Here is a 21,639-nt window from a genome sequence, read left to right as displayed (position 1 = left end):
CGGGCTCCCCCTATCGCTCGCGCTCGACCCGACGTTCGTCCCAGACGGGCTCCTGAGTCTCCCTCACAACACCGTCCGAACCGAAGACCAGGTAACGGTCAAATGTGCGGGCGAACCAGCGGTCGTGGGTGACGCACAGCACCGTGCCCTCGTACGCCTCCAGGCCGTCCTGCAGGGCCTCCGCCGACTCCAGGTCCAGGTTGTCCGTCGGCTCGTCCAGGAGCAGGGCCGTGGTCCCGGCCAGTTCCAGCAGCAGGATCTGGAAACGCGCCTGCTGGCCGCCCGAGAGCTTCTCGAAGGGCTGGTCGCCCTGGCGCTCCAGCTCGTACCGGCGCAGTGCGCCCATCGCCTGGCCGAGCGGCTTGGCCGCCTCCGTCCACAGGATGTCGACGAGGGTGCGGCCGAAGAGCTCCGGGTGGGCGTGGGTCTGCGCGAAATGGCCGGGAACCACCCGTGCGCCGAGCTTCCACGTGCCGGTGTGCTTGACGTCCTCGCCCGCCATCAGACGCAGGAAGTGCGATTTGCCGGAACCGTTCGACCCGAGGACCGCGACCCGCTCCCCGTAGAAGACCTCCAGGGAGAACGGCTTCATCAGCCCGGTCAGTTCGAGGTTCTCCACGGTCAGGGCGCGCACGCCGGTGCGCCCGCCCTTGAGCCGCATCCGGATGTCCTGCTCGCGCGGCGGCTCCGGGGGCGGTCCGGCTTCCTCGAACTTCTGGAAGCGGGTCTGCATCGCCTTGTAGCGCGAGGCCATGTCGGGGCTGGAGGCGGCCTGGTTGCGCAGGCGCAGCACCAGCGCCTTCAGCCGGGCGTGCTCCTCGTCCCAGCGCCGCTTGAGCTCCTCGAAGCGGGCGAAGCGCTCCTTGCGGGCGTCGTGGAAGGTGGCGAAGCCCTCGCCGTGCACCCACACGTCCGAACCCGTCGGGCTCGCCTCCAGGCTGATGATCTTCTCCGCGGCCTGGGTCAGCAGCTCCCGGTCGTGCGAGACGAAGAGCACCGTCTTGCGGGTGGCCTCCAGCTGCCCCTCCAGCCACCGCTTGCCCGGGACGTCCAGGTAGTTGTCCGGCTCGTCGAGCAGCAGCACCTCGTCCGGCCCGCGCAGCAGCGCCTCCAGCACGAGCCGCTTCTGCTCACCACCGGACAGCGTGCGGACCTCGCGGAACTGCGCGGTGTCGTACGGCATGCCCAGCGCGGCCATGGTGCAGACGTCCCACAGGGTCTCCGCCTCGTAGCCCTGGACGTCCGCCCAGTCGCTCAGCGCCTGCGCGTACGCCATCTGCGCGGCCTCGTCGTCGACCGTGAGGATCAGCTGCTCGGCGCGGTCCACGGCCTTGGCGGCCTCCCGGAGCCGCGGCTGGGCCACCGAGACCAGCAGGTCCCGCACGGTCGTCTCGTCCCGGACCGAGCCCACGAACTGCGACATCACGCCCAGCCCGCCGCTGACGGTCACGCCGCCGCCGTGCGGCTGCAGCTCACCGGAGATCATCTTCAGCAGTGTGGTCTTGCCGGCGCCGTTCGCCCCCACCAGCGCGACGACCGCCCCCTCCCCCACCCGGAAGGAGACGTCGGGGAGCAGTACCCGCCCGTCGGGAAGGTAGTACTCCAGGTGGCTGGCTTCGAGATGTCCCATGCGGGGCATTGTCCAGGCCCGGCGCCGATCCGCCCAAACGGATTAGCTCCCGGTCAGCAGCAGCCGGCCCCGGGCAGGGTCCGCAGGTTGCGCGCTTCCTTGCTGCGCGCGGCCAGCAGCTCGTCGGCGGGGTAGCCGACCTCCTCCAGGGTCAGCCCGTGCGGCTTGACCACGTGCACCGAGGAGTCCCGTACGGCCGCGGCGAGCACCTTGCCGGGCCAGTCGGTGGGCCGGTGGCCGTCGCCCACGTGCAGCAGGGCTCCGACCAGCGAGCGGACCATGTTGTGGCAGAAGGCGTCGGCCCGGACGGTGGCGGTGACGATGCCGTCCTCGGCGCGTTCCCAGCTGAGCTGCTGGAGCGTACGGATGGTCGTGGCTCCCTCGCGCTTCTTGCAGTACGCGGCGAAGTCGTGCTCGCCGAGCAGCGGCGCGCTGGCCTCGTTCATGGCGTCGACGTCGAGGGGCCACTGGTGCCACAGGACGTGGCCGCGGCGCAGCGGGTCGACTCCGGCCTGGTGGTCGCCCACGCGGTACGCGTAGCGGCGCCAGATGGCCGAGAAGCGCGCGTTGAAGCCCTGGGGTGCCTCGGCGGCCTTCCACACCCGGACGTCGTGCGGCAGCCGGCCCGCGAGGCGGCGCAGCAGCTTGTCGTGGTGCTCGGCCCACACCTCCTCGGCCAGGTCGAACTGTGCGACCTGCCCGCGGGCGTGCACCCCGGCGTCGGTACGCCCGGCCACGGTCAGTTCCACCGGCTCGGACAGCCGCATCACGGTCTGCAGGGCCGACTCCAGCTCGCCCTGGACGGTCCGCAGCACGCGCTGCTTCGCCCAGCCGGAGAAGTCCTTGCCGTCGTAGCTCAGGTCCAGCCGCACCCGGACGTGTCCGGGCTCCACCTCGTCACTCACGTGAGCGATCCTCTCAGACATGCGAAACGGGCCCGCCCCGGAAGGGGGCGGGCCCGTTCAGAGCCGATCAAGCAAGCTCGATCCCGAAGCGGGATCAGGCCTCCTTGGTCTCCTCGACAGCCTCGGTCTCGGTGGCGTCGGCCTTGGCCTCCGCCTCCTTGACCGCGCGCTTGGTGGCGGCCTCGGCCTCACCGGTGGCCTGCTGGGCGACCGTCAGGGCCTCGACCAGCTCGATGACGGCCATCGGGGCGTTGTCGCCACGACGGTTGCCGATCTTGGTGATGCGCGTGTAACCACCGGGGCGGTTCTCGTAGCGCGGGGCGATCTCGGTGAACAGCGTGTGCACGATGCTCTTGTCCGTGATCGTCTGCAGCACCAGGCGACGGTTGTGGATGTCGCCCTTCTTGGCCTTGGTGACCAGACGCTCGGCGTAGGGACGCAGGCGGCGGGCCTTGGCCTCGGTGGTGGTGATGCGGCCGTGCTCGAAGAGCGACTTCGCGAGGTTCGCGAGGAGGTGCTTCTCGTGCGCAGCGCTGCCGCCCAGACGGGCACCCTTTGCGGGACGCGGCATGGTGTTACTCCTTCACATCTGCACCGGCCGTGTCAGGTACCGGTGTCAGTTCCCCCGGGGCGGATGCCGCGGGAAAGTCTTCGTTGGTGCGGGGTGGGACTAGTACTGCTCGGTCTCGACGAAACCGGCGTCCGCGTCGTCGTCGGCGCCGAAGGCGTCGGCGGCGGCGGTCGGGTCGAATCCGGGCGGGCTGTCCTTGAGGGCCAGGCCCATGCCGGCGAGCTTCGCCTTGACCTCGTCGATCGACTTCGCACCGAAGTTGCGGATGTCGAGCAGGTCGGCCTCGGAGCGGGCGACGAGCTCACCCACGGAGTGGATGCCCTCGCGCTTGAGGCAGTTGTACGAGCGGACCGTGAGCTCGAGCTCCTCGATCGGCAGCGCCAGGTCGGCGGCCAGGGCCGCGTCCGTCGGCGAGGGGCCCATGTCGATGCCCTCGGCGTCGATGTTGAGCTCGCGGGCCAGACCGAACAGCTCGACCAGGGTCTTGCCGGCGGACGCCATGGCGTCGCGCGGGCGCATGGCCTGCTTGGTCTCGACGTCGACGATGAGCTTGTCGAAGTCGGTGCGCTGCTCGACTCGGGTCGCCTCGACCTTGTAGGTGACCTTGAGGACCGGGCTGTAGATGGAGTCGATCGGGATGCGACCGATCTCCTGGCCCAGCTGCTTGTTCTGGACGGCGGAGACGTAGCCGCGACCGCGCTCGACGGTCAGCTCCATCTCCAGCTTGCCCTTGCCGTTGAGCGTGGCGAGGACCAGGTCCGGGTTGTGCACCTCGACACCGGCCGGGGGCGCGATGTCAGCAGCGGTGACCAGGCCGGGACCCTGCTTGCGCAGGTACATCACGACCGGCTCGTCGTGCTCCGAGGAGACGACCAGCTGCTTGATGTTGAGGATGATGTCGGTGACGTCTTCCTTGACGCCCGGCACGGTGGTGAACTCGTGCAGGACGCCGTCCACGCGGATGCTGGTGACAGCGGCACCGGGGATGGAGGACAGCAGGGTGCGGCGCAGGGAGTTGCCGAGGGTGTAACCGAAGCCCGGCTCGAGCGGCTCGATCACGAACCGCGAGCGGTACTCGTCGACGACCTCTTCGGTCAGCGAAGGACGCTGAGCGATAAGCATGTCTGTGTTCCTTCTTTCGTGGACGCCCACTATTTGACGTCCGACGGGCACTACGTACAGCAAGGGTACGGGCGGTACGTCCCCCCAGAGGGGTGCGTACCGCCCGGACACTCAAAGACGCACAGGTGCGTCCGCTGCGTCAGACGCGGCGGCGCTTCGGCGGACGGCAGCCGTTGTGCGGGGTGGGGGTGACGTCCTGGATCGAACCGACCTCGAGGCCAGTGGCCTGGAGGGAGCGGATCGCGGTCTCGCGGCCGGAGCCCGGACCCTTGACGAAGACGTCGACCTTGCGCATGCCGTGCTCCTGCGCGCGGCGGGCGGCCGACTCAGCGGCCATCTGCGCGGCGAAGGGGGTGGACTTGCGCGAGCCCTTGAAGCCGACGTGGCCGGCGGAGGCCCAGGAGATCACGTTGCCCGAGGGGTCCGTGATCGAAACGATGGTGTTGTTGAACGTGCTCTTGATGTGGGCGTGCCCGTGAGCGACGTTCTTCTTTTCCTTGCGGCGCACCTTCTTGGCAGCGCCCTGACGACCCTTGGGGGGCATCTAAATCTCCTACGGGAGGTGGTCGGTCCTACAGCGCAAGACCGCTGAACAGGACTACTTCTTGCCCGGCTTCTTCTTACCGGCGATCGCGCGACGCGGGCCCTTGCGGGTACGCGCGTTCGTGCTGGTGCGCTGACCGTGCACCGGCAGGCCACGACGGTGGCGGATGCCCTGGTAGCACTGGATCTCGACCTTGCGACGGATGTCGGCCTGGATCTCGCGGCGGAGGTCACCCTCGGTACGGAGGTTGGCGTCCACGTACTCGCGGATCTTGACCAGGTCCTCTTCGGCCAGGTCACGAACGCGGGTGTCGGGGTTCACGCCGGTGGAGGCGAGGATCTCCTTGGACCGGGTGCGCCCGATACCGAAGACGTAGGTGAGTGCGATCTCCACGCGCTTTTCGCGCGGGATGTCAACACCGGAAACGCGTGCCATTCAATGGCTCCTGTGTGTTCGGGGGTCTTCAGCAGAACCGACCCCGACCGCCGACCACCCTGAGTGGGTGAGTGGTACGTCCGGGTCCCCGGCCCCCGCCGGAGGTACCGCCGGCCCCTTGCAGGGCTGGGCGGGTTCTGCGTATGTACGTTTTCTTACGTCGCGCGAAGAACTGCGGAAGGCAGGTCGGTCGGCGTGCGTCAGCCCTGGCGCTGCTTGTGGCGCAGGTTGTCGCAGATGACCATGACCCGACCGTGACGGCGGATCACCTTGCACTTGTCGCAGATCTTCTTGACGCTCGGCTTGACCTTCATGTTGGTGAGGTTCTCCGGGTCAGTGCCACCACCCGCGCAGGGACAAGACGCCCAAGCGGGAGTGAGGACAAGATCTACTTGTATCGGTAGACGATCCGGCCACGCGTCAGGTCGTACGGAGACAGCTCCACGACGACCCGGTCATCCGGGAGGATGCGGATGTAGTGCATGCGCATCTTGCCGCTGATGTGCGCGAGGACCTTGTGACCGTTCTGCAGTTCCACCTTGAACATCGCGTTCGGGAGGGACTCGATCACGGTGCCCTCGATTTCGATGGCACCTTGCTTCTTGGCCACGCTTCGCCCTTCGAATCGGCTACCTTGATCAGCTCCGTGCGCCATGCAGGCATGGGGGTGCAACAGAGCCGACGAGTCAGTCTACGTCAGGGCATCCCGAAAGACGAATCCGGAAAGTTTGCCCCAGAGTCTAGATCATTAACCGAGGGGGTCCGGAGCCGTGGTGACCCCGTACTCCGCCAGCTTCGCCTTGCCGCAGTCCGGGCTGGTCAGCACGATCGGCCCGGCCTCCGTCAGCGCGATGGAGTGCTCCCAGTGCGAGGACCAGGTGCCGTCCGTGGTGATGACCGTCCAGTCGTCCGCCAGGACCTCCGTCTGGGCGGTGCCCAGGGAGACCATCGGCTCGATGGCCAGGCAGACGCCCGGGACCAGCTTGATCCCCTTGCCCCGCTTGCGCGAGACGTAGTTCAGCAGGTGCGGGTCCATGTGCATCTCGGACCCGATGCCGTGGCCGCCGTAGTCCTCGATGATCCCGTACTTGCCCGTCGCCGGACGCGGCTGGCGGCGGATGTAGCCCTCGATCGCCTTGGAGATGTCCACGAGGCGGTTGCCGAGCTTCATGGCGGCGATGCCGGCCCACATGGACTCCTCGGTCACCCGGGAGAGCTCCAGGAGCTCAGGGGAGTGCCCAGAGCCCACGAAGGCGGTGTAGGCGGCGTCGCCGTGCCAGCCGTCGACGATGGCACCGGCGTCGATCGAGATCACGTCGCCGTCCTTGAGGACCGTCTTGTCGTCCGGGATGCCGTGGACGACGACCTCGTTCACCGAGGTGCAGATGGTCGCGGGGAAGCCGCCGTAGCCGAGGAAGTTCGACTTGGCCCCGGCGTCCGCGATCACCTTGCGGGCCACCATGTCCAGATCCCGCGTCGTGGCACCGGGGACGGCCGCCTCACGGGTCGCCGCGTGGATCGCGGCGACGACCAGCCCTGCCTCGCGCATCTTCGCGATCTGCTCGGGGGTCTTGATCTGCACCATGTGGCCGTGCCTTCCAGCTTCGAAACGGGTCTTCTCAACAGTACGGCCGCGATGCCCTGGGGACACCGCGGCCGTACCTGCACAGCAAAGGGCTGACTACTTCTTGAGGGCGTCCATCGCGCGCTTGGTGACGTCCGCGACCTCACCGAGGGCCGGGATGGTCACCAGCAGGCCCTGGGCCTTGTAGTAGTCGATGATCGGCTCGGTCTGCGTGTGGTAGACCTCGAGGCGGTTGCGGACCGTCGCCTCGGAGTCGTCACCGCGCTGGTAGAGCTCGCCACCGCAGTGGTCGCAGACGCCCTCGGCCTTCGGGGCGGCGTACACGACGTGGAAGACGTGCGCGGACTCGTTGCGGCAGACGCGGCGGCCGGCGATGCGCTTGACGACCTCGTCCTCCTCGACCTCCAGGTCGAGGACGGCGTCGAGCTTCATGCCTGACTCCTGGAGCATCACGTCGAGGGCCTCGGCCTGGGACACGTTGCGCGGGAAGCCGTCGAGCAGGAAGCCGTTCGCGGCGTCCGGCTGCTCCATGCGGTCCTTGGCCATGCCGATGGTGATCTCGTCGGGGACGAGGTCGCCGGCATCCATGAAGGCCTTGGCGCGACGGCCCAGCTCGGTGTTCTGGCTGATGTTGGCCCGGAACAGGTCGCCCGTGGAGATGTGCGGGATCGACAGGTTCTTGGCAAGGAACGCGGCCTGCGTTCCCTTGCCCGCACCGGGCGGTCCGACGAGGACGATACGCATCAGCGGAGGAACCCTTCGTAATTACGCTGCTGGAGCTGGCTCTCGATCTGCTTCACGGTTTCCAGACCCACACCCACGATGATCAGGATGCTCGTCCCGCCGAACGGGAAGTTCTGGTTCGCCCCGAAGCCCGCCAACGCCATCGTCGGCACAAGAGCGATGAGACCCAGGTACAGCGACCCCGGCCAGGTGATCCGGTTGAGTACGTAGCTCAGGTACTCGGCGGTAGGCCGACCGGCGCGGATGCCCGGGATGAACCCACCATACTTCTTCATGTTGTCTGCAACTTCCTCGGGGTTGAAGGAAATCGCCACGTAGAAGAACGCGAAGAAGACAATCAGGAGGAAGTACACCGCGATGTAGTACGGGTGGTCGCCCTTGACGAAGTACCTGTTGATCCAGGTCGCCCAGCCCGCGGTGGAACCGCTGAACTGCACGACCAGGGCCGGGATGTAGAGCAGCGACGAGGCGAAGATGACGGGGATGATGCCCGCCTGGTTCACCTTGAGCGGGATGTAGGTCGAGGTGCCGCCGTACGCACGTCGGCCGATCATGCGCTTCGCGTACTGGACCGGAATCCGGCGCTGCGCCTGCTCGACGAAGACCACCAGACCGACCATCGCAAGGCCCACGAGCATCACGACGCCGAACTCGACCCAGCCGTCGGCGATCTTGCCCTGCTCCTTGATGGCCCACAGGGCACCGATGAAGCCGGCGGCGATCGAGATGAACATCAGGATCGACATGCCGTTGCCGATGCCGCGGTCGGTGATGAGCTCACCGAGCCACATGACGACACAGGTACCGGCGGTCATGGTGATGACCATGACGACGGTGGTGAAGATCGACCGGTTCGGGACGATCTGGCTGGCGACCGTGCAGGACCCGAACAGGGCACCGGTCCGCGCGGTGGCGACCAGGCCCGTTCCCTGCAGGATCGCAAGGGCGACCGTCAGATAGCGCGTGTACTGGGTGATCTTCGCCGTGCCGGACTGGCCCTCTTTCTTGAGGGTCTCCAGCTTCGGGATGACCACGGTCAGCAGCTGCAGGATGATGCTCGCCGTGATGTACGGCATGATGCCGAGCGCGAAGATCGTGATCTGCAGCAGCGCACCGCCGCTGAACATGTTGACGAGACCGAAGAGGCTGTTGCTGCCGCTCCCCATCTGGTCGACACAGATCTGAACGTTCTTGTAGCTCACGCCGGGTACCGGGATGTGGGACCCGAGCCGGAACAGCACGATGATGCCGAGTGTGAAGAGCAGCTTCTTGCGCAGGTCGGGCGTCTTGAACGCCCGGGCGAACGCGGTGAGCACGGTGCCTCCTGCGACCCCCGCGCTACTGCGTCAGAGGTGACGGTCTGAATGGATCGACGATTAGAGAATGGTCTGGGGTTGGTGCCCCGTGCCCCTGCTAGTCAGGGGTGACAACCCCAACTGGACAACGACACTGCAGGCCACCTTACCGGCGAGTGCACCCTTCAAGGAACGACCAGCCACTGATGCCCCTTATGAGGGAGCTTGCCCGGTGCCAGTGGTGGGTGAGACCTGCCCCACGTAGTCCACAGGCCCGGACGCCCTCCGGCGGACGACCACGAGTTCTGCGCAGCCCTGGCCTTCGCCACACCCCCGTGCGGATGTCTGCCGGCAAGGACTCAAGGGCATCCAGCCGGACGATCCCCCCGTGGGCCTCGCCCAGTCCTCTGGGTGCCGCGTCCTGCCGTTGTGTGCGCCTGCAGCCAAATCCTGCACGCTCTGCCGGGAAAAGACAATGAATTCAGGATGGGGGCCGAAATCCGGCGGAGTCTTACCCTCCGGCATCGGATTCCCGGTGAAAGAGAGTCGTTTCAAGCCGGAATTCACCCGACGCGCATCGCCACGCTGCAAGGCCTCCGCGGCTTCTCCTACACCACAGGTGCAGGCTCGGCGCCCTCGCCCCGCAGCACGCCGCCACCCCCGTCCCAGCGGCTTCCGGCGCCACCAAGGGACCCAGAACCTTCCGGTCCGCATCTCCATTCACCGAACCCGGAAAACAAAAGGGTGGTCACCGACTCCGGAAACGACAAAACCGGGGATGCCTCACATGTGAGGCATCCCCGGTCTTCAGTCAGCCCGAAGGCTCGTCTTAGACGAGCTCGGTGACAGTGCCGCCGGCAGCAGCGATCTTCTCCTTGGCGGAGGCGGAAACGGCGTCAACCGAAACCTGCAGCGCCACGGAGAGCTCGCCCTGGCCCAGGACCTTGACGAGGCTGTTCTTGCGAACCGCGCCCTTGGCGACCAGGTCGGCCACCGTGACCTCTCCACCCTCGGGGTAGAGAGCGCCGAGCTTGTCCAGGTTGACAACCTGGAACTCGGTGCGGAACGGGTTCTTGAAGCCCTTGAGCTTCGGCAGGCGCATGTGGAGGGGCATCTGCCCGCCCTCGAAGCGCTGCGGGATCTGGTAACGGGCCTTCTGGCCCTTCGTACCACGACCGGCCGTCTTACCCTTCGACGCCTCACCACGACCGACACGGGTCTTCGCGGTCTTGGCACCGGGGGCGGGACGGAGGTTGTGGGCCTTCAGCGGGCTGTTCTCAGCCATGTTAGTCAACCTCCTCAACCGTCACGAGGTGGCGGACGGTGTGAACCATTCCGCGGAACTCGGGGCGGTCCTCCTTGACGACCACGTCGTTCAGGCGCTTGAGCCCGAGCGAACGCAGCGTGTCGCGGTGGTTCTGCTTGCTACCGATGTACGACTTCGTCTGCGTGATCTTGAGGCGGGCCATTACGCAGCACCCGCCCCGGCGCGCGCACGGAGCAGAGCCGCGGGAGCGACGTCCTCGAGGGGCAGACCACGGCGAGCCGCGATCTCCTCGGGACGCTGCAGGCCCTTGAGCGCTGCCACGGTCGCGTGCACGATGTTGATCGCGTTCGACGAGCCGAGCGACTTCGACAGGATGTCGTGAACGCCGGCGCACTCCAGAACGGCGCGCACCGGGCCACCGGCGATAACACCGGTACCGGGGGAAGCCGGCTTCAGGAGCACGACGCCCGCGGCACGCTCGCCCGTGATCGGGTGAGGGATCGTGCCCTGGATGCGCGGAACCTTGAAGAAGTTCTTCTTGGCTTCCTCGACACCCTTGGCGATGGCCGCGGGAACTTCCTTGGCCTTGCCGTAACCGACACCTACAGTGCCGTCACCGTCGCCCACCACGACCAGCGCGGTGAAGCTGAAGCGGCGACCACCCTTGACAACCTTGGCGACGCGGTTGATCGCGACAACGCGCTCAACGTAAGCGGTCTTCTCGGCGGCAGGGCCACCGTCGCGACCCTTCCGGTCCCGCCGCTCGCCGCCACCGGCACCGCTTCCGCGGCGCTGGGGTCCAGCCATTGGATTACCTCTCTCTGTTACGTCCGTGAGTCCCGGAACCGGGGCTTAGAACTTCAGCCCGGCTTCGCGGGCGGCGTCAGCCAGAGCGGCAATGCGCCCGGCGTATCGGTTGCCACCGCGGTCGAACACGACGGTCTCGACACCCGCAGCCTTGGCACGCTCGGCGACGAGCGCGCCGACGGCCTGGGCCTGGGCGCTCTTGTCGCCTTCGCCACCGCGGATCGAGGTGTCCAGGGTCGACGCGGACGCCAGGGTGTGACCCTGGAGGTCGTCGATGACCTGAGCAACGATGTTGCGGTTCGAACGCGTCACGACGAGGCGCGGACGCTCCGCCGTACCCGACACGTTCTTGCGAATGCGGATGTGGCGGCGAGCCTTGGCAGCGCGCTTGTACGCGTCGCCCTTGGCGATCTTCACACCGTATGCCATGGCTACTTACCAGCCTTTCCGACCTTGCGGCGGATGACTTCGCCGGCGTACTTGACACCCTTGGCCTTGTACGGGTCGGGCTTCCGCAGCTTGCGGATGTTGGCGGCGACCTCGCCGACCTTCTGCTTGTCGATGCCCTCGACCGAGAACTTGGTCGGCGACTCGACCTTGAAGGAGATGCCCTCGGGCGCCTCCACCAGGATCGGGTGGCTGTAGCCGAGCTGGAACTCCAGGTTGGAGCCCTTCGCGGCCACGCGGTAACCGACACCGCTGATCTCGAGAGCCTTGACGTATCCCGTGGTCACACCGGTGATCATGTTCGCCACCAGCGTGCGGGACAGGCCGTGCAGGGCCTTGTTCTGACGCTCGTCGTTGGGGCGGGTGACGTTCAGAACGCCGTCCTCACCCTTCTCGACTGCGATGGGCGCCTTGACGGTGTGCGAGAGGGAACCCTTGGGGCCCTTCACGGCGACCGTGGTGCCATCGATGGTGACGTCCACACCGGCGGGAACCTGGATGGGGAGCTTGCCGATTCGCGACATTGCTTTTCCTCCGTTCCCGACTACCAGACGTAGGCGAGGACTTCCCCACCTACGCCCTTCTTGCCTGCCTGCTGGCCGGTGAGGAGACCGTGGGACGTGGAGATGATCGCCACGCCCAGGCCGCCGAGCACCTTCGGCAGGTTGGTGGACTTCGCGTACACGCGCAGACCGGGCTTCGAGATCCGCTTGATGCCCGCAATGGAGCGCTCGCGGTTCGGCCCGAACTTCAGCTCGAGGACGAGGTTCTTGCCGACCTCGGCGTCCTCGACCTTCCAGCCGGTGATGAAACCCTCCTGCTTGAGGATCTCTGCGATGTGCGACTTGATCTTGCTGTGCGGCATCACGACGGTGTCGTGGTACGCCGAGTTAGCGTTACGCAGACGCGTGAGCATGTCTGCGATCGGGTCAGTCATGGTCATGAAGTGGCCTTCGGCCTCTCTCGCCGGGGTTTCCTGTATGCGCCATCCCTCTCCCCACTCAGTGGCGGGACGGGTGCGGTGCGGGGACCTACGGCGTAGTAAGTCGTTATGGGCGGCGGACGCCCAACCACACAAGCCTAAGGCATGCGCGGCCGGGCACCCACCGTCCAGATGCTTACCGAGAGTGCCTGGTACTCCCCAAGTCCTTGCGGACGAGGGAGATTTACCAGGAGCTCTTGGTCACGCCCGGCAGCTCGCCACGGTGAGCCATCTCACGAAGGCACACGCGGCACAGGCCGAACTTGCGGTACACGGAGTGGGGACGACCGCAGCGCTGGCAGCGGGTGTACGCACGCACACCGAACTTGGGCTTGCGGGCAGCCTTCGCGATGAGAGCCTTCTTCGCCATCTCGCTTACGCCTCCTTGAAGGGGAAGCCGAGGTGACGAAGGAGCGCGCGGCCCTCAGCGTCGTTGGTCGCCGTGGTGACCACGGTGATGTCCATACCCCGGGTACGGTCGATCTTGTCCTGGTCGATCTCGTGGAACATGACCTGCTCCGTGAGACCGAAGGTGTAGTTGCCACGGCCGTCGAACTGCTTCGGCGACAGACCACGGAAGTCACGGATACGCGGAAGCGCGAGCGACAGCGTACGGTCCAGGAACTCCCACATGCGGTCACCACGGAGGGTGACGTGGCAGCCGATCGGCTGACCCTCGCGCAGCTTGAACTGCGCGATGGACTTGCGGGCCTTCGTGACGGCCGGCTTCTGACCGGTGATCGTCGTCAGGTCCTTGATGGCGCCGTCGATCAGCTTGGAGTCGCGGGCGGCGTCGCCCACACCCATGTTGACCACGATCTTCACGAGGCCGGGGATCTGCATGACGTTCTCGTAGGAGAACTCCTCACGCAGCTTGCCCGCGATGTCCTCGCGGTACTTCGTCTTGAGACGCGGAGTGGTAGCCATCAGATGTCCTCACCCGTCCGCTTGGCAACGCGGATCTTGTTGCCCTCGTCGTCGAAGCGGAAACCGACGCGGGTAACGACCTTCTGGCCGTCCTTCTCCACAACCAGCTGAACGTTGCTGACGTGGATCGGCGCCTCGGTGATCACGATGCCACCGGTCTGCGAGCCACCAGCGGTCTGGCCGGCCTTGGTGTGCTTCTTGACCCGGTTGACACCCTCGACGAGGACGCGGTTGTCAGCGGGGAAGGCGACGATGACCTTGCCCTGCTTGCCCTTGTCCTTACCGGTGATGACCTGAACCAGGTCGCCCTTCTTGATCTTCATGCTTACAGCACCTCCGGCGCGAGCGAGATGATCTTCATGAACTTCTTCTCGCGCAGCTCACGGCCCACCGGGCCGAAGATACGGGTGCCGCGAGGGTCGCCGTCGTTCTTCAGAATGACGGCGGCGTTCTCGTCAAAGCGGATGTACGAGCCGTCCTGGCGGCGACGCTCCTTGACGGTGCGAACGATGACCGCCTTGACGACGTCACCCTTCTTCACGTTGCCACCGGGGATCGCGTCCTTGACGGTGGCGACGATGACGTCACCGATGCCCGCGTAGCGGCGACCGGAACCACCGAGAACACGGATGCAAAGGATTTCCTTGGCACCAGTGTTGTCGGCGATACGCAGTCGCGACTCCTGCTGGATCACGTGTATCTCCTGTTTGTCTGCCGGTTCCCGGCGGGGGCTTCACTCCGAGGAGCTGGGCCCCCACCGAGCCTGGCGGAACGAACCTAAGGGAAACCCCTCAGGTGCTTACTTGGCCTTCTCGAGGATCTCGACGATGCGCCAGCGCTTGCTCGCCGACAGCGGACGCGTCTCCATGATGAGGACGCGGTCGCCGACGCCGGCAGCGTTCTGCTCGTCGTGAGCCTTGAGCTTGTTCGTACGGCGGATGACCTTGCCGTACAGGGCGTGCTTCACGCGGTCCTCGACGGCGACGACGACGGTCTTGTCCATCTTGTCGCTGACGACGAGACCCTCACGGGTCTTGCGGAAACCGCGCTCGGTCTTCTCAGTCACGTTGTTCTCGCTCATCAGGCGCTCTCCACCGTCTCGATACCGAGCTCACGCTCGTGCATCAGGGTGTAGATGCGAGCGATGTCCTTACGGACGGACTTGAGCCGGCCGTTGTTCTCCAGCTGACCCGTGGCCGCCTGGAAGCGGAGCTTGAACAGCTCCTCCTTGGCCTCGCGCAGCTTGCCAACGAGCTCCTCGTTGCCGAGCTCACGCAGCTCGGACGCCTTGGTTCCCGTCGCCATCACGACTCACCTGCCTCGCGCCGAACAATCCGGCACTTCATCGGAAGCTTGTGAGCAGCGCGGGTGAGCGCCTCACGAGCAATCTTCTCGTTCGGGTAGGACAGCTCGAACATGACCCGACCCGGGTGCACGTTGGCGATCCACCACTCGGGAGAACCCTTACCGGAACCCATGCGGGTTTCGGCCGGCTTCTTCGTCAGCGGGCGGTCCGGGTAGATGTTGATCCAGACCTTGCCGCCACGCTTGATGTGGCGGGTCATCGCAATACGAGCCGCCTCGATCTGGCGGTTCGTCACGTAAGCCGGGGTCAGCGCCTGGATGCCGTACTCGCCGAACGTGACCTCAGTACCGCCCTTCGCCATACCACTGCGCTTGGGGTGGTGCTGCTTGCGGTGCTTGACCCTACGAGGGATCAGCATGTCGGTCAGGCCTCCGTTCCGGTGCTCTCGGCCGGAGCGGCGGCGGGAGCGTCGGCCTTGGGGGCCTCGGCACCAGCAGCCTGCTGCGGCTTGCGGCCACCACGGCCGCCGCGCTCGCCACCACGGCCACCACGGCCTGCGGGACGGTCGCCAGCGCCCTGCGCGCCACGGGCCGGGCGGTTACCCGCACGGGCCGCAGCGTTCTCGGCGCGAACCTCGGCGATGTTCTTGACGTCGCCCTTGTAGATCCAGACCTTCACACCGATACGGCCGAAGGTGGTCTTGGCCTCGAAGAAGCCGTAGTCCACGTTCGCGCGCAGCGTGTGCAGCGGCACACGACCCTCGCGGTAGAACTCGGAGCGGGACATCTCGGCGCCGCCGAGACGGCCGCCACACTGGATCTTGATGCCCTTGGCGCCGGCCTTCATCGTGCCCTGCATGCTCTTACGCATGGCGCGACGGAAGGAGACGCGGGAGGAGAGCTGCTCGGCAACGGCCTGGGCAACCAGCTGAGCGTCGAGCTCGGGGTTCTTGACCTCGAGGATGTTCAGCTGGACCTGCTTGCCCGTGAGCTTCTCGAGGTCACCGCGGATGCGGTCGGCCTCGGCGCCACGGCGGCCGATGACGATGCCCGGACGAGCGGTGTGGATGTCCACACGCACGCGGTCACGGGTGCGCTCGATCTCAACCTTCGAGATGCCGGCGCGCTCCATGCCGGACGTCATCATCCTGCGGATGGCGACGTCTTCCTTGACGTAGTCCTTGTACAGCTTGTCGGCGTACCAACGCGACTTGAAGTCGGTGGTGATGCCGAGCCGGAACCCGTGCGGGTTTACCTTCTGGCCCATTACCGGGAACCTTCCTTGCTGCTGACGACCACGGTGATGTGGCTGGTCCGCTTGCGGATCCGGTAGGCACGGCCCTGCGCACGCGGACGGAACCGCTTCAGGGTCGGGCCCTCGTCCACGTACGCCTCGCTGATGACCAGCGTGGAGGCGTCCGGGTGGTTGTAGTTGTGTGCGGCGTTGGCAATGGCGCTGTCAAGCACCTTGCCGACCGGCACGCTCGCGGCCTGCGGGGCGAAACGCAGGACCGCCTGAGCCTCCGTGGCATCCATGCCACGGATAAGGTCCACCACTCGGCGGGCCTTCATGGGCGTGACGCGGATGTACCGCGCCTGGGCCCTGGCTTCCATGGTTGTCCCTTCGGTGTAAGTCATAGTCGTAACCACCCCGCCTTTAGCGGCGCTTCGACTTCCGGTCGTCCTTGACGTGGCCGCGGAAGGTGCGAGTCGGCGAGAACTCGCCGAGCTTGTGGCCGACCATCGACTCGGTGACGAACACCGGGACGTGGGTCTTGCCGTTGTGCACCGCGATGGTGTGACCCAGCATGCTGGGGATGATCATCGAGCGACGGGACCAGGTCTTGATGACGTTCTTGGTGCCGGCTTCGTTCTGGACGTCCACCTTCTTTACGAGGTGGTCGTCGACGAAGGGCCCCTTCTTGAGACTGCGCGGCATCTAAACCCGCTCCTAGCGCTTCTTGTTCGTCTTGCGGCGGCGGACGATGTACTTGCTCGAAGCCTTCTTCGGCGAGCGAGTACGACCCTCCTTCTGACCCCACGGGGAGACCGGGTGGCGACCACCACTGGTCTTGCCCTCACCACCACCGTGCGGGTGGTCAACCGGGTTCATCGCGACACCGCGGACGGACGGGCGAACGCCCTTCCAGCGCATGCGGCCGGCCTTGCCCCAGTTGATGTTCGACTGCTCGGCGTTGCCGACCTCGCCGACCGTGGCGCGGCAGCGCGCGTCGACGAGACGGATCTCGCCGGACGGCATGCGGAGGTGGGCCATGACGCCCTCCTTCGCGAGCAGCTGCACGGAGGCACCAGCGGAGCGGGCGAACTTCGCGCCGCCACCGGGACGGAGCTCGATCGCGTGGATCGTGGTACCGACCGGGATGTTGCGGAGCGCGAGGTTGTTACCGGGCTTGATGTCGGCCGTGGGGCCGTTCTCAATCCGGTCGCCCTGCTTCAGGCTCTTCGGCGCGATGATGTAGCGCTTCTCGCCGTCGGCGTAGTGCAGGAGCGCGATGCGCGCGGTGCGGTTGGGGTCGTACTCGATGTGCGCGACCTTGGCCGGCACGCCGTCCTTGTCGTGACGACGGAAGTCGATCACGCGGTAGGCGCGCTTGTGTCCACCACCCTGGTGGCGAACGGTGATCCGACCGGTGTTGTTACGGCCGCCCTTGCTGTGCAGCGGGCGAACCAGCGACTTCTCCGGCGTGGACCGCGTGATCTCGACAAAGTCGGCGACGCTGGAGCCACGACGGCCCGGGGTCGTCGGCTTGTACTTGCGGATACCCATTTCTCAGTCCTCGTCCGATTCCGGACGACTAGACCTCCGTTAGGAGGCCTGGCCGCCGAAGATGTCGATTCGGTCGCCCTCAGCGAGGGTCACGATGGCGCGCTTGGTGTCAGCGCGCTTGCCGAAACCGGTCTTGGTGCGCTTGCGCTTACCCTGACGGTTGATCGTGTTGACCCCGGTGACCTTGACCCCGAAGACCGCTTCCACGGCCTGCTTGATCTGAGTCTTGTTGGAGCCGGGCGCGACGATGAACGTGTACTTGTTCTCGTCCAGCAGCGCGTAGCTCTTCTCCGAGACAACCGGCTTGATCAGCAGGTCGCGCGGGTCAGTGAAGGTCTTGCTGGTAACGGTCGCCTCAGACATCAGGCGTCGCTCCCTTCGGTCTCATCGGCCTTGGGGCCAGACACGAAGGACTCGAAAGCGGCCTGAGTGAAGACCACGTCGTCAGAGACGATCACGTCGTACGTGTTCAGCTGGCCCGGCTCCAGGATGTGAACCTGGGGCAGGTTGCGGGCGGACAGCCACGCGGCCTCGTCGGCGCGGTCGACGACCAGGAGCAGGTTCTTGCGCTCCGAGATCTTGCCGAACAGCGTCTTGGCGGCCTTCGTGGAGGCGGCACCCTCGACCACGCCGGTGACGACGTGGATGCGGGAGTGACGCGCACGGTCCGAGAGGGCACCGCGGAGGGCGGCAGCCTTCATCTTCTTGGGGGTCCGCTGCGAGTAGTCACGCGGCTGCGGGCCGTGGACGACGCCACCGCCGACGAACTGCGGCGCACGGGTCGAACCCTGGCGCGCGCGGCCGGTGCCCTTCTGGCGGTACGGCTTGCGGCCACCACCACGGACTTCGCCACGACGCTTGGTCTTGTGCGTGCCCTGACGGGCAGCAGCCAGCTGAGCGACAACGACCTGGTGGATCAGCGGAACGCTGGTCTTCGCGTCGAAGATCTCCGCGGGGAGCTCGACGGTACCGGCCTTGTCGCCTGCCGGCGAAAGGATGTCAATGGTGCTCATTACCTCAAGCCCCCTTGGCCGCGGTACGGACCAGGACGAGGCCGCCGTTCGGACCGGGGACTGCGCCCTTGATGAGGAGCAGACCCTTCTCCGCGTCAACCGCGTGGATGGTCAGGTTCTGGGTGGTGACGCGCTCGTTGCCCATGCGACCGGCCATGCGCATGCCCTTGAAGACACGCCCAGGGGTGGCGCAGCCACCGATCGAACCGGGGGAGCGGTGCTTGCGCTGCACACCGTGACCGGCGCCGAGGCCCCGGAAGTTGTGCCGCTTCATGACACCGGCGAAGCCCTTGCCCTTGCTGTTGCCCGTGACGTCAACCTTGACGCCGGACTCGAACACCTCAGCAGTGATCTCCTGGCCGAGCGTGTACTCGCTGGCGTCGGAGGTGCGGAGCTCCACCAGGTGGCGGCGGGGGGTGACGTCGGCCTTGGCGAAGTGACCCTTGAGGGGCTTGTTCACCTTGCGCGGGTCGATCTCGCCGAAGGCGATCTGGACCGACTCGTAGCCGTCGATGTCGTTCGTACGGACCTGGGTAACGACGCAGGGTCCGGCCTTGACCACGGTGACCGGGACGACACGGTTGTTCTCGTCCCAGACCTGGGTCATGCCGAGCTTCTCGCCCAGGACGCCCTTGATCTGCTTTGCCATCTTCTCGACGCCTCTCAGAGCTTGATCTCGATGTCAACGCCGGCCGGAAGGTCCAGGCGCATCAGCGAGTCAACGGTCTTGGGCGTCGGGTCGAGGATGTCGATCAGGCGCTTGTGCGTGCGCATCTCGAAGTGCTCGCGCGAGTCCTTGTACTTGTGCGGCGACTTGATGACGCAGTACACGTTCTTCTCAGTGGGCAGCGGCACCGGGCCTGCGACCGACGCACCAGTGCGGGTCACCGTCTCGACGATCTTCTTCGCCGAGGAGTCGATGACCTCGTGGTCGTAGGCCTTGAGCCGGATGCGGATCTTCTGTCCCGCCATGGCTACTTCGTAGTCCTTTGTCTCGTGTGGAAACGCTCTGGCTCTCGATCGGCTGCGAAGTGATCTCCGCGGCCTCTCCTCCGACCCACGCGGTCGGGCGTGTCGCACTCCCTCCAAAGAAATCTCCATACGGAAATTCCCTGCCAAGGGGGTGCGGTCCCAAGACCGCGGTTCGGGGGAGAAACACCCACCGAGCGCCTGGCCGGCACCTTGCTGACACTTCCCGGAAGATTCCCGTACGTCCGCCCCATTGCTGCCCCGAGGGACAGATAAAGGCGACGAGTACTGTGGGACTCGCTTCCGGTCCTCCCGGCGGGAGGCGCGCAGCATCGGCACTCAACCGAGCAACTTGAGTAGTCTGCCATACAAGACACGTACTGCGCCAATCGGGCCGAAGAGAATACCCGGCGCAGCGATCACGTCAAACCTCGCCGTCCCCGTGGCGGGCCCCTCGGGGCCCGGCCACCGGTGGAGCGCTCAGCCCCGGCGCCAGATCACGTACTGCTGGTCGCGGACGTCCCGGTCGACGTGCCAGCCCGCCGGGGCGTTGCGCCAGCTGTCGGTGGCCGGGGCCTCGCGGTCCGGAAGGGCCAGCAGGGCGACGGTGGCCCCGGCCGGCGGGGTCTGGCCCCCGACCAGCTCGCGGCTCCAGACGCGGCCGTCGAGCACCGCGTAGGACATCGCCGCCCGGATCTTCCAGCTGAAGTCGGCGTCCATCACCAGCCGGTCCCCGGGGCGGATGCCCGCGGCCTCGATGAAGCCGGTCGCTTCGCCGTGGCGCGCCTGGGCGAAGGGCTTGGTGACGTGGTCCGTGATGACCACGGTCCCCCAGGCGCCGAAGAGCGCCAGCGCGACCCCGACGGCGCCCGTGGCCAGCGCGGCCCGGCGGCCGACCCCGAGCAGCCGCACCACCAGCACGGCTGCGAGCACGATCAGCGCCACGGCCGTGGTGCGCGCCGCGTGGAAGCTGCCCCAGTCCTCGGCCCAGAGGCTGGAGAGGAAGGTCGCGTCCGGCAGGCCCCAGATGATGAACCAGGAGACGCCGAACTGCTCGGCGGCCATGTGCAGCAGCACCGCCGTGAGGGCCAGCGTCACTCCCGCGGCCGCCGCACCGAGCGCGACGAGCTTCCCGAGGCTGCGCACGCGGTACAGCGTCGCCGCGGCGACCAGCAGGTACGCCGGGACCAGCAGCGACAGGTAGCGGGCGTAGACGATGGTGTCGATCCGGTGGTCGTTGGGCAGGCCCGCGGCCGCCGCGAGGGCGATGCCGCCCAGCAGCGCGACCATCACGAAGGCCACCACGCGGTCGGCCCGGCGCATGCGCGCGCTGAACACGGCGTACACGCAGACCACCAGGGCCAGCGCGCCGAGGCCCCACGTGCTGGTCATGAAGTACCAGAGGTGGCCGGTGACCCGCATGAGGGTGCGGCGCATCAGGCCGGTGTCCAGCAGCGTCTGGAAGACGGCGTTGCCGACGTCGCTCGGCCTGGCACCGTCGATCCGCGAGATCAGCCAGGCGGTCATCAGCTGCTTGACGGCGAACATCAGCGCGAGCGTGCCCAGCGCCAGCAGGGACGCGATCCGGGGCGCCCAGTTCAGGGCCAGCGTCACCAGCAGGACCAGGCCGGTCAGCGCGATGATGACGCCCCCGCGGTCGTGCGTGAGCAGGCAGTAGCCGGCCGCGAAGGCCGCCAGCACGCCGAACCTGATCCGGCTCCGCCGGGTGCCCTCGGAGAGGAGGCCGTGCAGGCCGATCAGCCACAGCAGCACCAGGACCGGCAGCGGGGTGTCGGCCATAGCGAACTGCGAGTAGAAGACCACAGGGGGCGCCAGCACCGCGGCGGTGGCGACGACGTACGAGACGGGCCGCGAGACGTCCAGGCGGCGCATCGCCCAGTACGCCACCAGCAGCAGCGAGCAGCTGATCAGGGCGTTGATGCCCATGATCAGGTGGTAGGCGTGCACGGGGTCCTGCGTGAGGCGCAGGGCGGGCGAGATCAGCAGCGAGTAGCCGCCGGGGATGACCTGGTTGCGGGGGATCTCGGTGGTCGGCAGGCCGGCCATGATCCTGGCCATCACCAGGTACATCTGCTCGTCCGGGCTGACCGTCGGATAGTCCTGCTTGGTGACCAGCGAGAGCCGCAGCAGCACGTTGAGCACGTAGCCCACGGCCAGCGCCGACGGCACGGCCCACGCGGCCCGCCACCACCGCGCCGGGGTACGGCCGTCCGCGGGGGTGTCCCCCGCGCTGCGGCCGGTCTCCGTGTCCGTGGCGGACGCGTCGGGAACGGCGGACATCC

At 66.8% G+C, this 21,639-nt stretch carries 33 protein-coding genes; all 33 read right to left on the bottom strand.

Translation table 11 applies throughout. The features are described 5' to 3' along the window. Nucleotides 1-10: 10 nt before the first annotated feature. The 33 genes from IO30_RS0125770 to IO30_RS0125610 all read right to left on the bottom strand — a co-directional run bounded on the left by IO30_RS0125770 (nucleotide 11) and on the right by IO30_RS0125610 (nucleotide 21,637). Entirely contained in the window at nucleotides 11-1,630 is a 1,620-nt protein-coding gene (locus tag IO30_RS0125770; protein ID WP_031146600.1) for an ABC-F family ATP-binding cassette domain-containing protein, read from the bottom strand. A 53-nt stretch (nucleotides 1,631-1,683) separates the two neighbouring features. Continuing rightward, complete coding sequence (truA, locus tag IO30_RS0125765) at nucleotides 1,684-2,535, bottom strand: tRNA pseudouridine(38-40) synthase TruA (protein ID WP_031146598.1); 852 nt, start codon at nucleotides 2,533-2,535, stop codon at nucleotides 1,684-1,686. 94 nt (nucleotides 2,536-2,629) lie between these two features. Then, nucleotides 2,630-3,106 (bottom strand): 50S ribosomal protein L17, encoded by a 477-nt coding sequence (rplQ, locus tag IO30_RS0125760; protein ID WP_031146596.1) that lies wholly within the window; start codon nucleotides 3,104-3,106, stop codon nucleotides 2,630-2,632. A gap of 99 nt (nucleotides 3,107-3,205) precedes the next feature. Further along, nucleotides 3,206-4,228 carry a DNA-directed RNA polymerase subunit alpha gene (locus IO30_RS0125755; RefSeq protein WP_008739666.1) on the bottom strand — a complete coding sequence of 341 codons (1,023 nt, stop codon included), beginning with the start codon at nucleotides 4,226-4,228 and terminating at the stop codon, nucleotides 3,206-3,208. A gap of 139 nt (nucleotides 4,229-4,367) precedes the next feature. Beyond that, nucleotides 4,368-4,772: a 30S ribosomal protein S11 gene (gene rpsK / locus IO30_RS0125750; RefSeq protein ID WP_003956432.1), complete on the bottom strand. Its 405-nt coding sequence runs from the start codon at nucleotides 4,770-4,772 to the stop codon at nucleotides 4,368-4,370. A 54-nt stretch (nucleotides 4,773-4,826) separates the two neighbouring features. Further along, on the bottom strand, nucleotides 4,827-5,207 hold the full coding sequence (gene rpsM / locus IO30_RS0125745) for a 30S ribosomal protein S13 (RefSeq protein WP_031146594.1): 381 nt from the start codon (nucleotides 5,205-5,207) through the stop codon (nucleotides 4,827-4,829). A 200-nt stretch (nucleotides 5,208-5,407) separates the two neighbouring features. Further along, nucleotides 5,408-5,521 carry a 50S ribosomal protein L36 gene (gene rpmJ, locus IO30_RS0125740; RefSeq protein WP_003956441.1) on the bottom strand — a complete coding sequence of 38 codons (114 nt, stop codon included), beginning with the start codon at nucleotides 5,519-5,521 and terminating at the stop codon, nucleotides 5,408-5,410. Nucleotides 5,522-5,595: 74 nt separating this feature from the next. Beyond that, entirely contained in the window at nucleotides 5,596-5,817 is a 222-nt protein-coding gene (infA, locus tag IO30_RS0125735; protein WP_003956442.1) for a translation initiation factor IF-1, read from the bottom strand. 138 nt (nucleotides 5,818-5,955) lie between these two features. After that, nucleotides 5,956-6,792: a type I methionyl aminopeptidase gene (gene map, locus IO30_RS0125730; protein ID WP_031146592.1), complete on the bottom strand. Its 837-nt coding sequence runs from the start codon at nucleotides 6,790-6,792 to the stop codon at nucleotides 5,956-5,958. A gap of 96 nt (nucleotides 6,793-6,888) precedes the next feature. Beyond that, a complete protein-coding gene (locus tag IO30_RS0125725; protein ID WP_031146590.1) occupies nucleotides 6,889-7,536 on the bottom strand; it encodes an adenylate kinase in 648 nt (215 codons plus the stop codon). Beyond that, a complete protein-coding gene (gene secY, locus IO30_RS0125720) occupies nucleotides 7,536-8,852 on the bottom strand; it encodes a preprotein translocase subunit SecY (protein WP_031146587.1) in 1,317 nt (438 codons plus the stop codon). The genes IO30_RS0125725 and secY overlap by 1 nt, the downstream gene beginning before the upstream one ends. Before the next feature lie 808 nt (nucleotides 8,853-9,660). Next, nucleotides 9,661-10,116 carry a 50S ribosomal protein L15 gene (rplO, locus tag IO30_RS0125715; protein WP_008739693.1) on the bottom strand — a complete coding sequence of 152 codons (456 nt, stop codon included), beginning with the start codon at nucleotides 10,114-10,116 and terminating at the stop codon, nucleotides 9,661-9,663. Nucleotide 10,117: 1 nt separating this feature from the next. Then, nucleotides 10,118-10,300, bottom strand: coding sequence for a 50S ribosomal protein L30 (gene rpmD / locus IO30_RS0125710; protein WP_005313525.1), 183 nt, complete (start codon nucleotides 10,298-10,300; stop codon nucleotides 10,118-10,120). Beyond that, a complete protein-coding gene (rpsE, locus tag IO30_RS0125705) occupies nucleotides 10,300-10,905 on the bottom strand; it encodes a 30S ribosomal protein S5 (protein ID WP_030298218.1) in 606 nt (201 codons plus the stop codon). The genes rpmD and rpsE overlap by 1 nt, the downstream gene beginning before the upstream one ends. Before the next feature lie 45 nt (nucleotides 10,906-10,950). Beyond that, nucleotides 10,951-11,334: a 50S ribosomal protein L18 gene (gene rplR, locus IO30_RS0125700; RefSeq protein WP_008739696.1), complete on the bottom strand. Its 384-nt coding sequence runs from the start codon at nucleotides 11,332-11,334 to the stop codon at nucleotides 10,951-10,953. Nucleotides 11,335-11,336: 2 nt separating this feature from the next. Further along, nucleotides 11,337-11,876 (bottom strand): 50S ribosomal protein L6, encoded by a 540-nt coding sequence (gene rplF, locus IO30_RS0125695; protein WP_031146584.1) that lies wholly within the window; start codon nucleotides 11,874-11,876, stop codon nucleotides 11,337-11,339. A 20-nt stretch (nucleotides 11,877-11,896) separates the two neighbouring features. Next, a complete protein-coding gene (gene rpsH / locus IO30_RS0125690) occupies nucleotides 11,897-12,295 on the bottom strand; it encodes a 30S ribosomal protein S8 (RefSeq protein WP_007265911.1) in 399 nt (132 codons plus the stop codon). 223 nt (nucleotides 12,296-12,518) lie between these two features. Then, the gene (locus IO30_RS0125685; RefSeq protein ID WP_003956452.1) at nucleotides 12,519-12,704 is read right to left on the bottom strand and encodes a type Z 30S ribosomal protein S14; all 186 of its coding nucleotides are present in this window, start codon (nucleotides 12,702-12,704) and stop codon (nucleotides 12,519-12,521) included. Nucleotides 12,705-12,709: 5 nt separating this feature from the next. Beyond that, on the bottom strand, nucleotides 12,710-13,261 hold the full coding sequence (rplE, locus tag IO30_RS0125680; RefSeq protein WP_030008469.1) for a 50S ribosomal protein L5: 552 nt from the start codon (nucleotides 13,259-13,261) through the stop codon (nucleotides 12,710-12,712). After that, a complete protein-coding gene (gene rplX, locus IO30_RS0125675) occupies nucleotides 13,261-13,584 on the bottom strand; it encodes a 50S ribosomal protein L24 (protein ID WP_031146581.1) in 324 nt (107 codons plus the stop codon). The genes rplE and rplX overlap by 1 nt, the downstream gene beginning before the upstream one ends. A gap of 2 nt (nucleotides 13,585-13,586) precedes the next feature. Beyond that, on the bottom strand, nucleotides 13,587-13,955 hold the full coding sequence (gene rplN / locus IO30_RS0125670) for a 50S ribosomal protein L14 (RefSeq protein WP_008739701.1): 369 nt from the start codon (nucleotides 13,953-13,955) through the stop codon (nucleotides 13,587-13,589). Between the two features lie 105 nt (nucleotides 13,956-14,060). After that, nucleotides 14,061-14,342, bottom strand: coding sequence for a 30S ribosomal protein S17 (gene rpsQ, locus IO30_RS0125665; RefSeq protein ID WP_030008467.1), 282 nt, complete (start codon nucleotides 14,340-14,342; stop codon nucleotides 14,061-14,063). Next, a complete protein-coding gene (rpmC, locus tag IO30_RS0125660; protein ID WP_008739703.1) occupies nucleotides 14,342-14,566 on the bottom strand; it encodes a 50S ribosomal protein L29 in 225 nt (74 codons plus the stop codon). The genes rpsQ and rpmC overlap by 1 nt, the downstream gene beginning before the upstream one ends. Further along, nucleotides 14,566-14,985: a 50S ribosomal protein L16 gene (gene rplP / locus IO30_RS0125655; RefSeq protein WP_008739704.1), complete on the bottom strand. Its 420-nt coding sequence runs from the start codon at nucleotides 14,983-14,985 to the stop codon at nucleotides 14,566-14,568. Before rplP ends, rpmC begins: the two co-directional genes overlap by 1 nt. Before the next feature lie 5 nt (nucleotides 14,986-14,990). Further along, complete coding sequence (rpsC, locus tag IO30_RS0125650; RefSeq protein ID WP_008739710.1) at nucleotides 14,991-15,833, bottom strand: 30S ribosomal protein S3; 843 nt, start codon at nucleotides 15,831-15,833, stop codon at nucleotides 14,991-14,993. Continuing rightward, entirely contained in the window at nucleotides 15,833-16,180 is a 348-nt protein-coding gene (gene rplV, locus IO30_RS0125645; RefSeq protein ID WP_007265904.1) for a 50S ribosomal protein L22, read from the bottom strand. The genes rpsC and rplV overlap by 1 nt, the downstream gene beginning before the upstream one ends. Before the next feature lie 43 nt (nucleotides 16,181-16,223). After that, nucleotides 16,224-16,505 carry a 30S ribosomal protein S19 gene (gene rpsS / locus IO30_RS0125640; RefSeq protein WP_008739713.1) on the bottom strand — a complete coding sequence of 94 codons (282 nt, stop codon included), beginning with the start codon at nucleotides 16,503-16,505 and terminating at the stop codon, nucleotides 16,224-16,226. 12 nt (nucleotides 16,506-16,517) lie between these two features. Then, nucleotides 16,518-17,354 carry a 50S ribosomal protein L2 gene (gene rplB / locus IO30_RS0125635; protein ID WP_031146577.1) on the bottom strand — a complete coding sequence of 279 codons (837 nt, stop codon included), beginning with the start codon at nucleotides 17,352-17,354 and terminating at the stop codon, nucleotides 16,518-16,520. Nucleotides 17,355-17,393: 39 nt separating this feature from the next. Then, nucleotides 17,394-17,717: a 50S ribosomal protein L23 gene (gene rplW / locus IO30_RS0125630; protein ID WP_030154694.1), complete on the bottom strand. Its 324-nt coding sequence runs from the start codon at nucleotides 17,715-17,717 to the stop codon at nucleotides 17,394-17,396. Continuing rightward, complete coding sequence (gene rplD, locus IO30_RS0125625) at nucleotides 17,717-18,367, bottom strand: 50S ribosomal protein L4 (RefSeq protein WP_031146574.1); 651 nt, start codon at nucleotides 18,365-18,367, stop codon at nucleotides 17,717-17,719. The genes rplW and rplD overlap by 1 nt, the downstream gene beginning before the upstream one ends. A 4-nt stretch (nucleotides 18,368-18,371) precedes the next feature. Beyond that, complete coding sequence (gene rplC, locus IO30_RS0125620) at nucleotides 18,372-19,016, bottom strand: 50S ribosomal protein L3 (protein ID WP_007265899.1); 645 nt, start codon at nucleotides 19,014-19,016, stop codon at nucleotides 18,372-18,374. A gap of 14 nt (nucleotides 19,017-19,030) precedes the next feature. Next, nucleotides 19,031-19,339 (bottom strand): 30S ribosomal protein S10, encoded by a 309-nt coding sequence (gene rpsJ / locus IO30_RS0125615; RefSeq protein WP_003948644.1) that lies wholly within the window; start codon nucleotides 19,337-19,339, stop codon nucleotides 19,031-19,033. A gap of 477 nt (nucleotides 19,340-19,816) precedes the next feature. Then, entirely contained in the window at nucleotides 19,817-21,637 is a 1,821-nt protein-coding gene (locus IO30_RS0125610) for a hypothetical protein (protein WP_031146572.1), read from the bottom strand. Nucleotides 21,638-21,639 lie beyond the last annotated feature (2 nt).

This window comes from Streptomyces xanthophaeus (genome assembly GCF_000725805.1).
GTDB classification, from domain to species: Bacteria; Actinomycetota; Actinomycetes; order Streptomycetales; family Streptomycetaceae; genus Streptomyces; species Streptomyces xanthophaeus.
The sequence above is the reverse complement of the archived record's forward strand: the minus strand, read 5'-3'. Positions and strand labels throughout refer to the sequence as shown.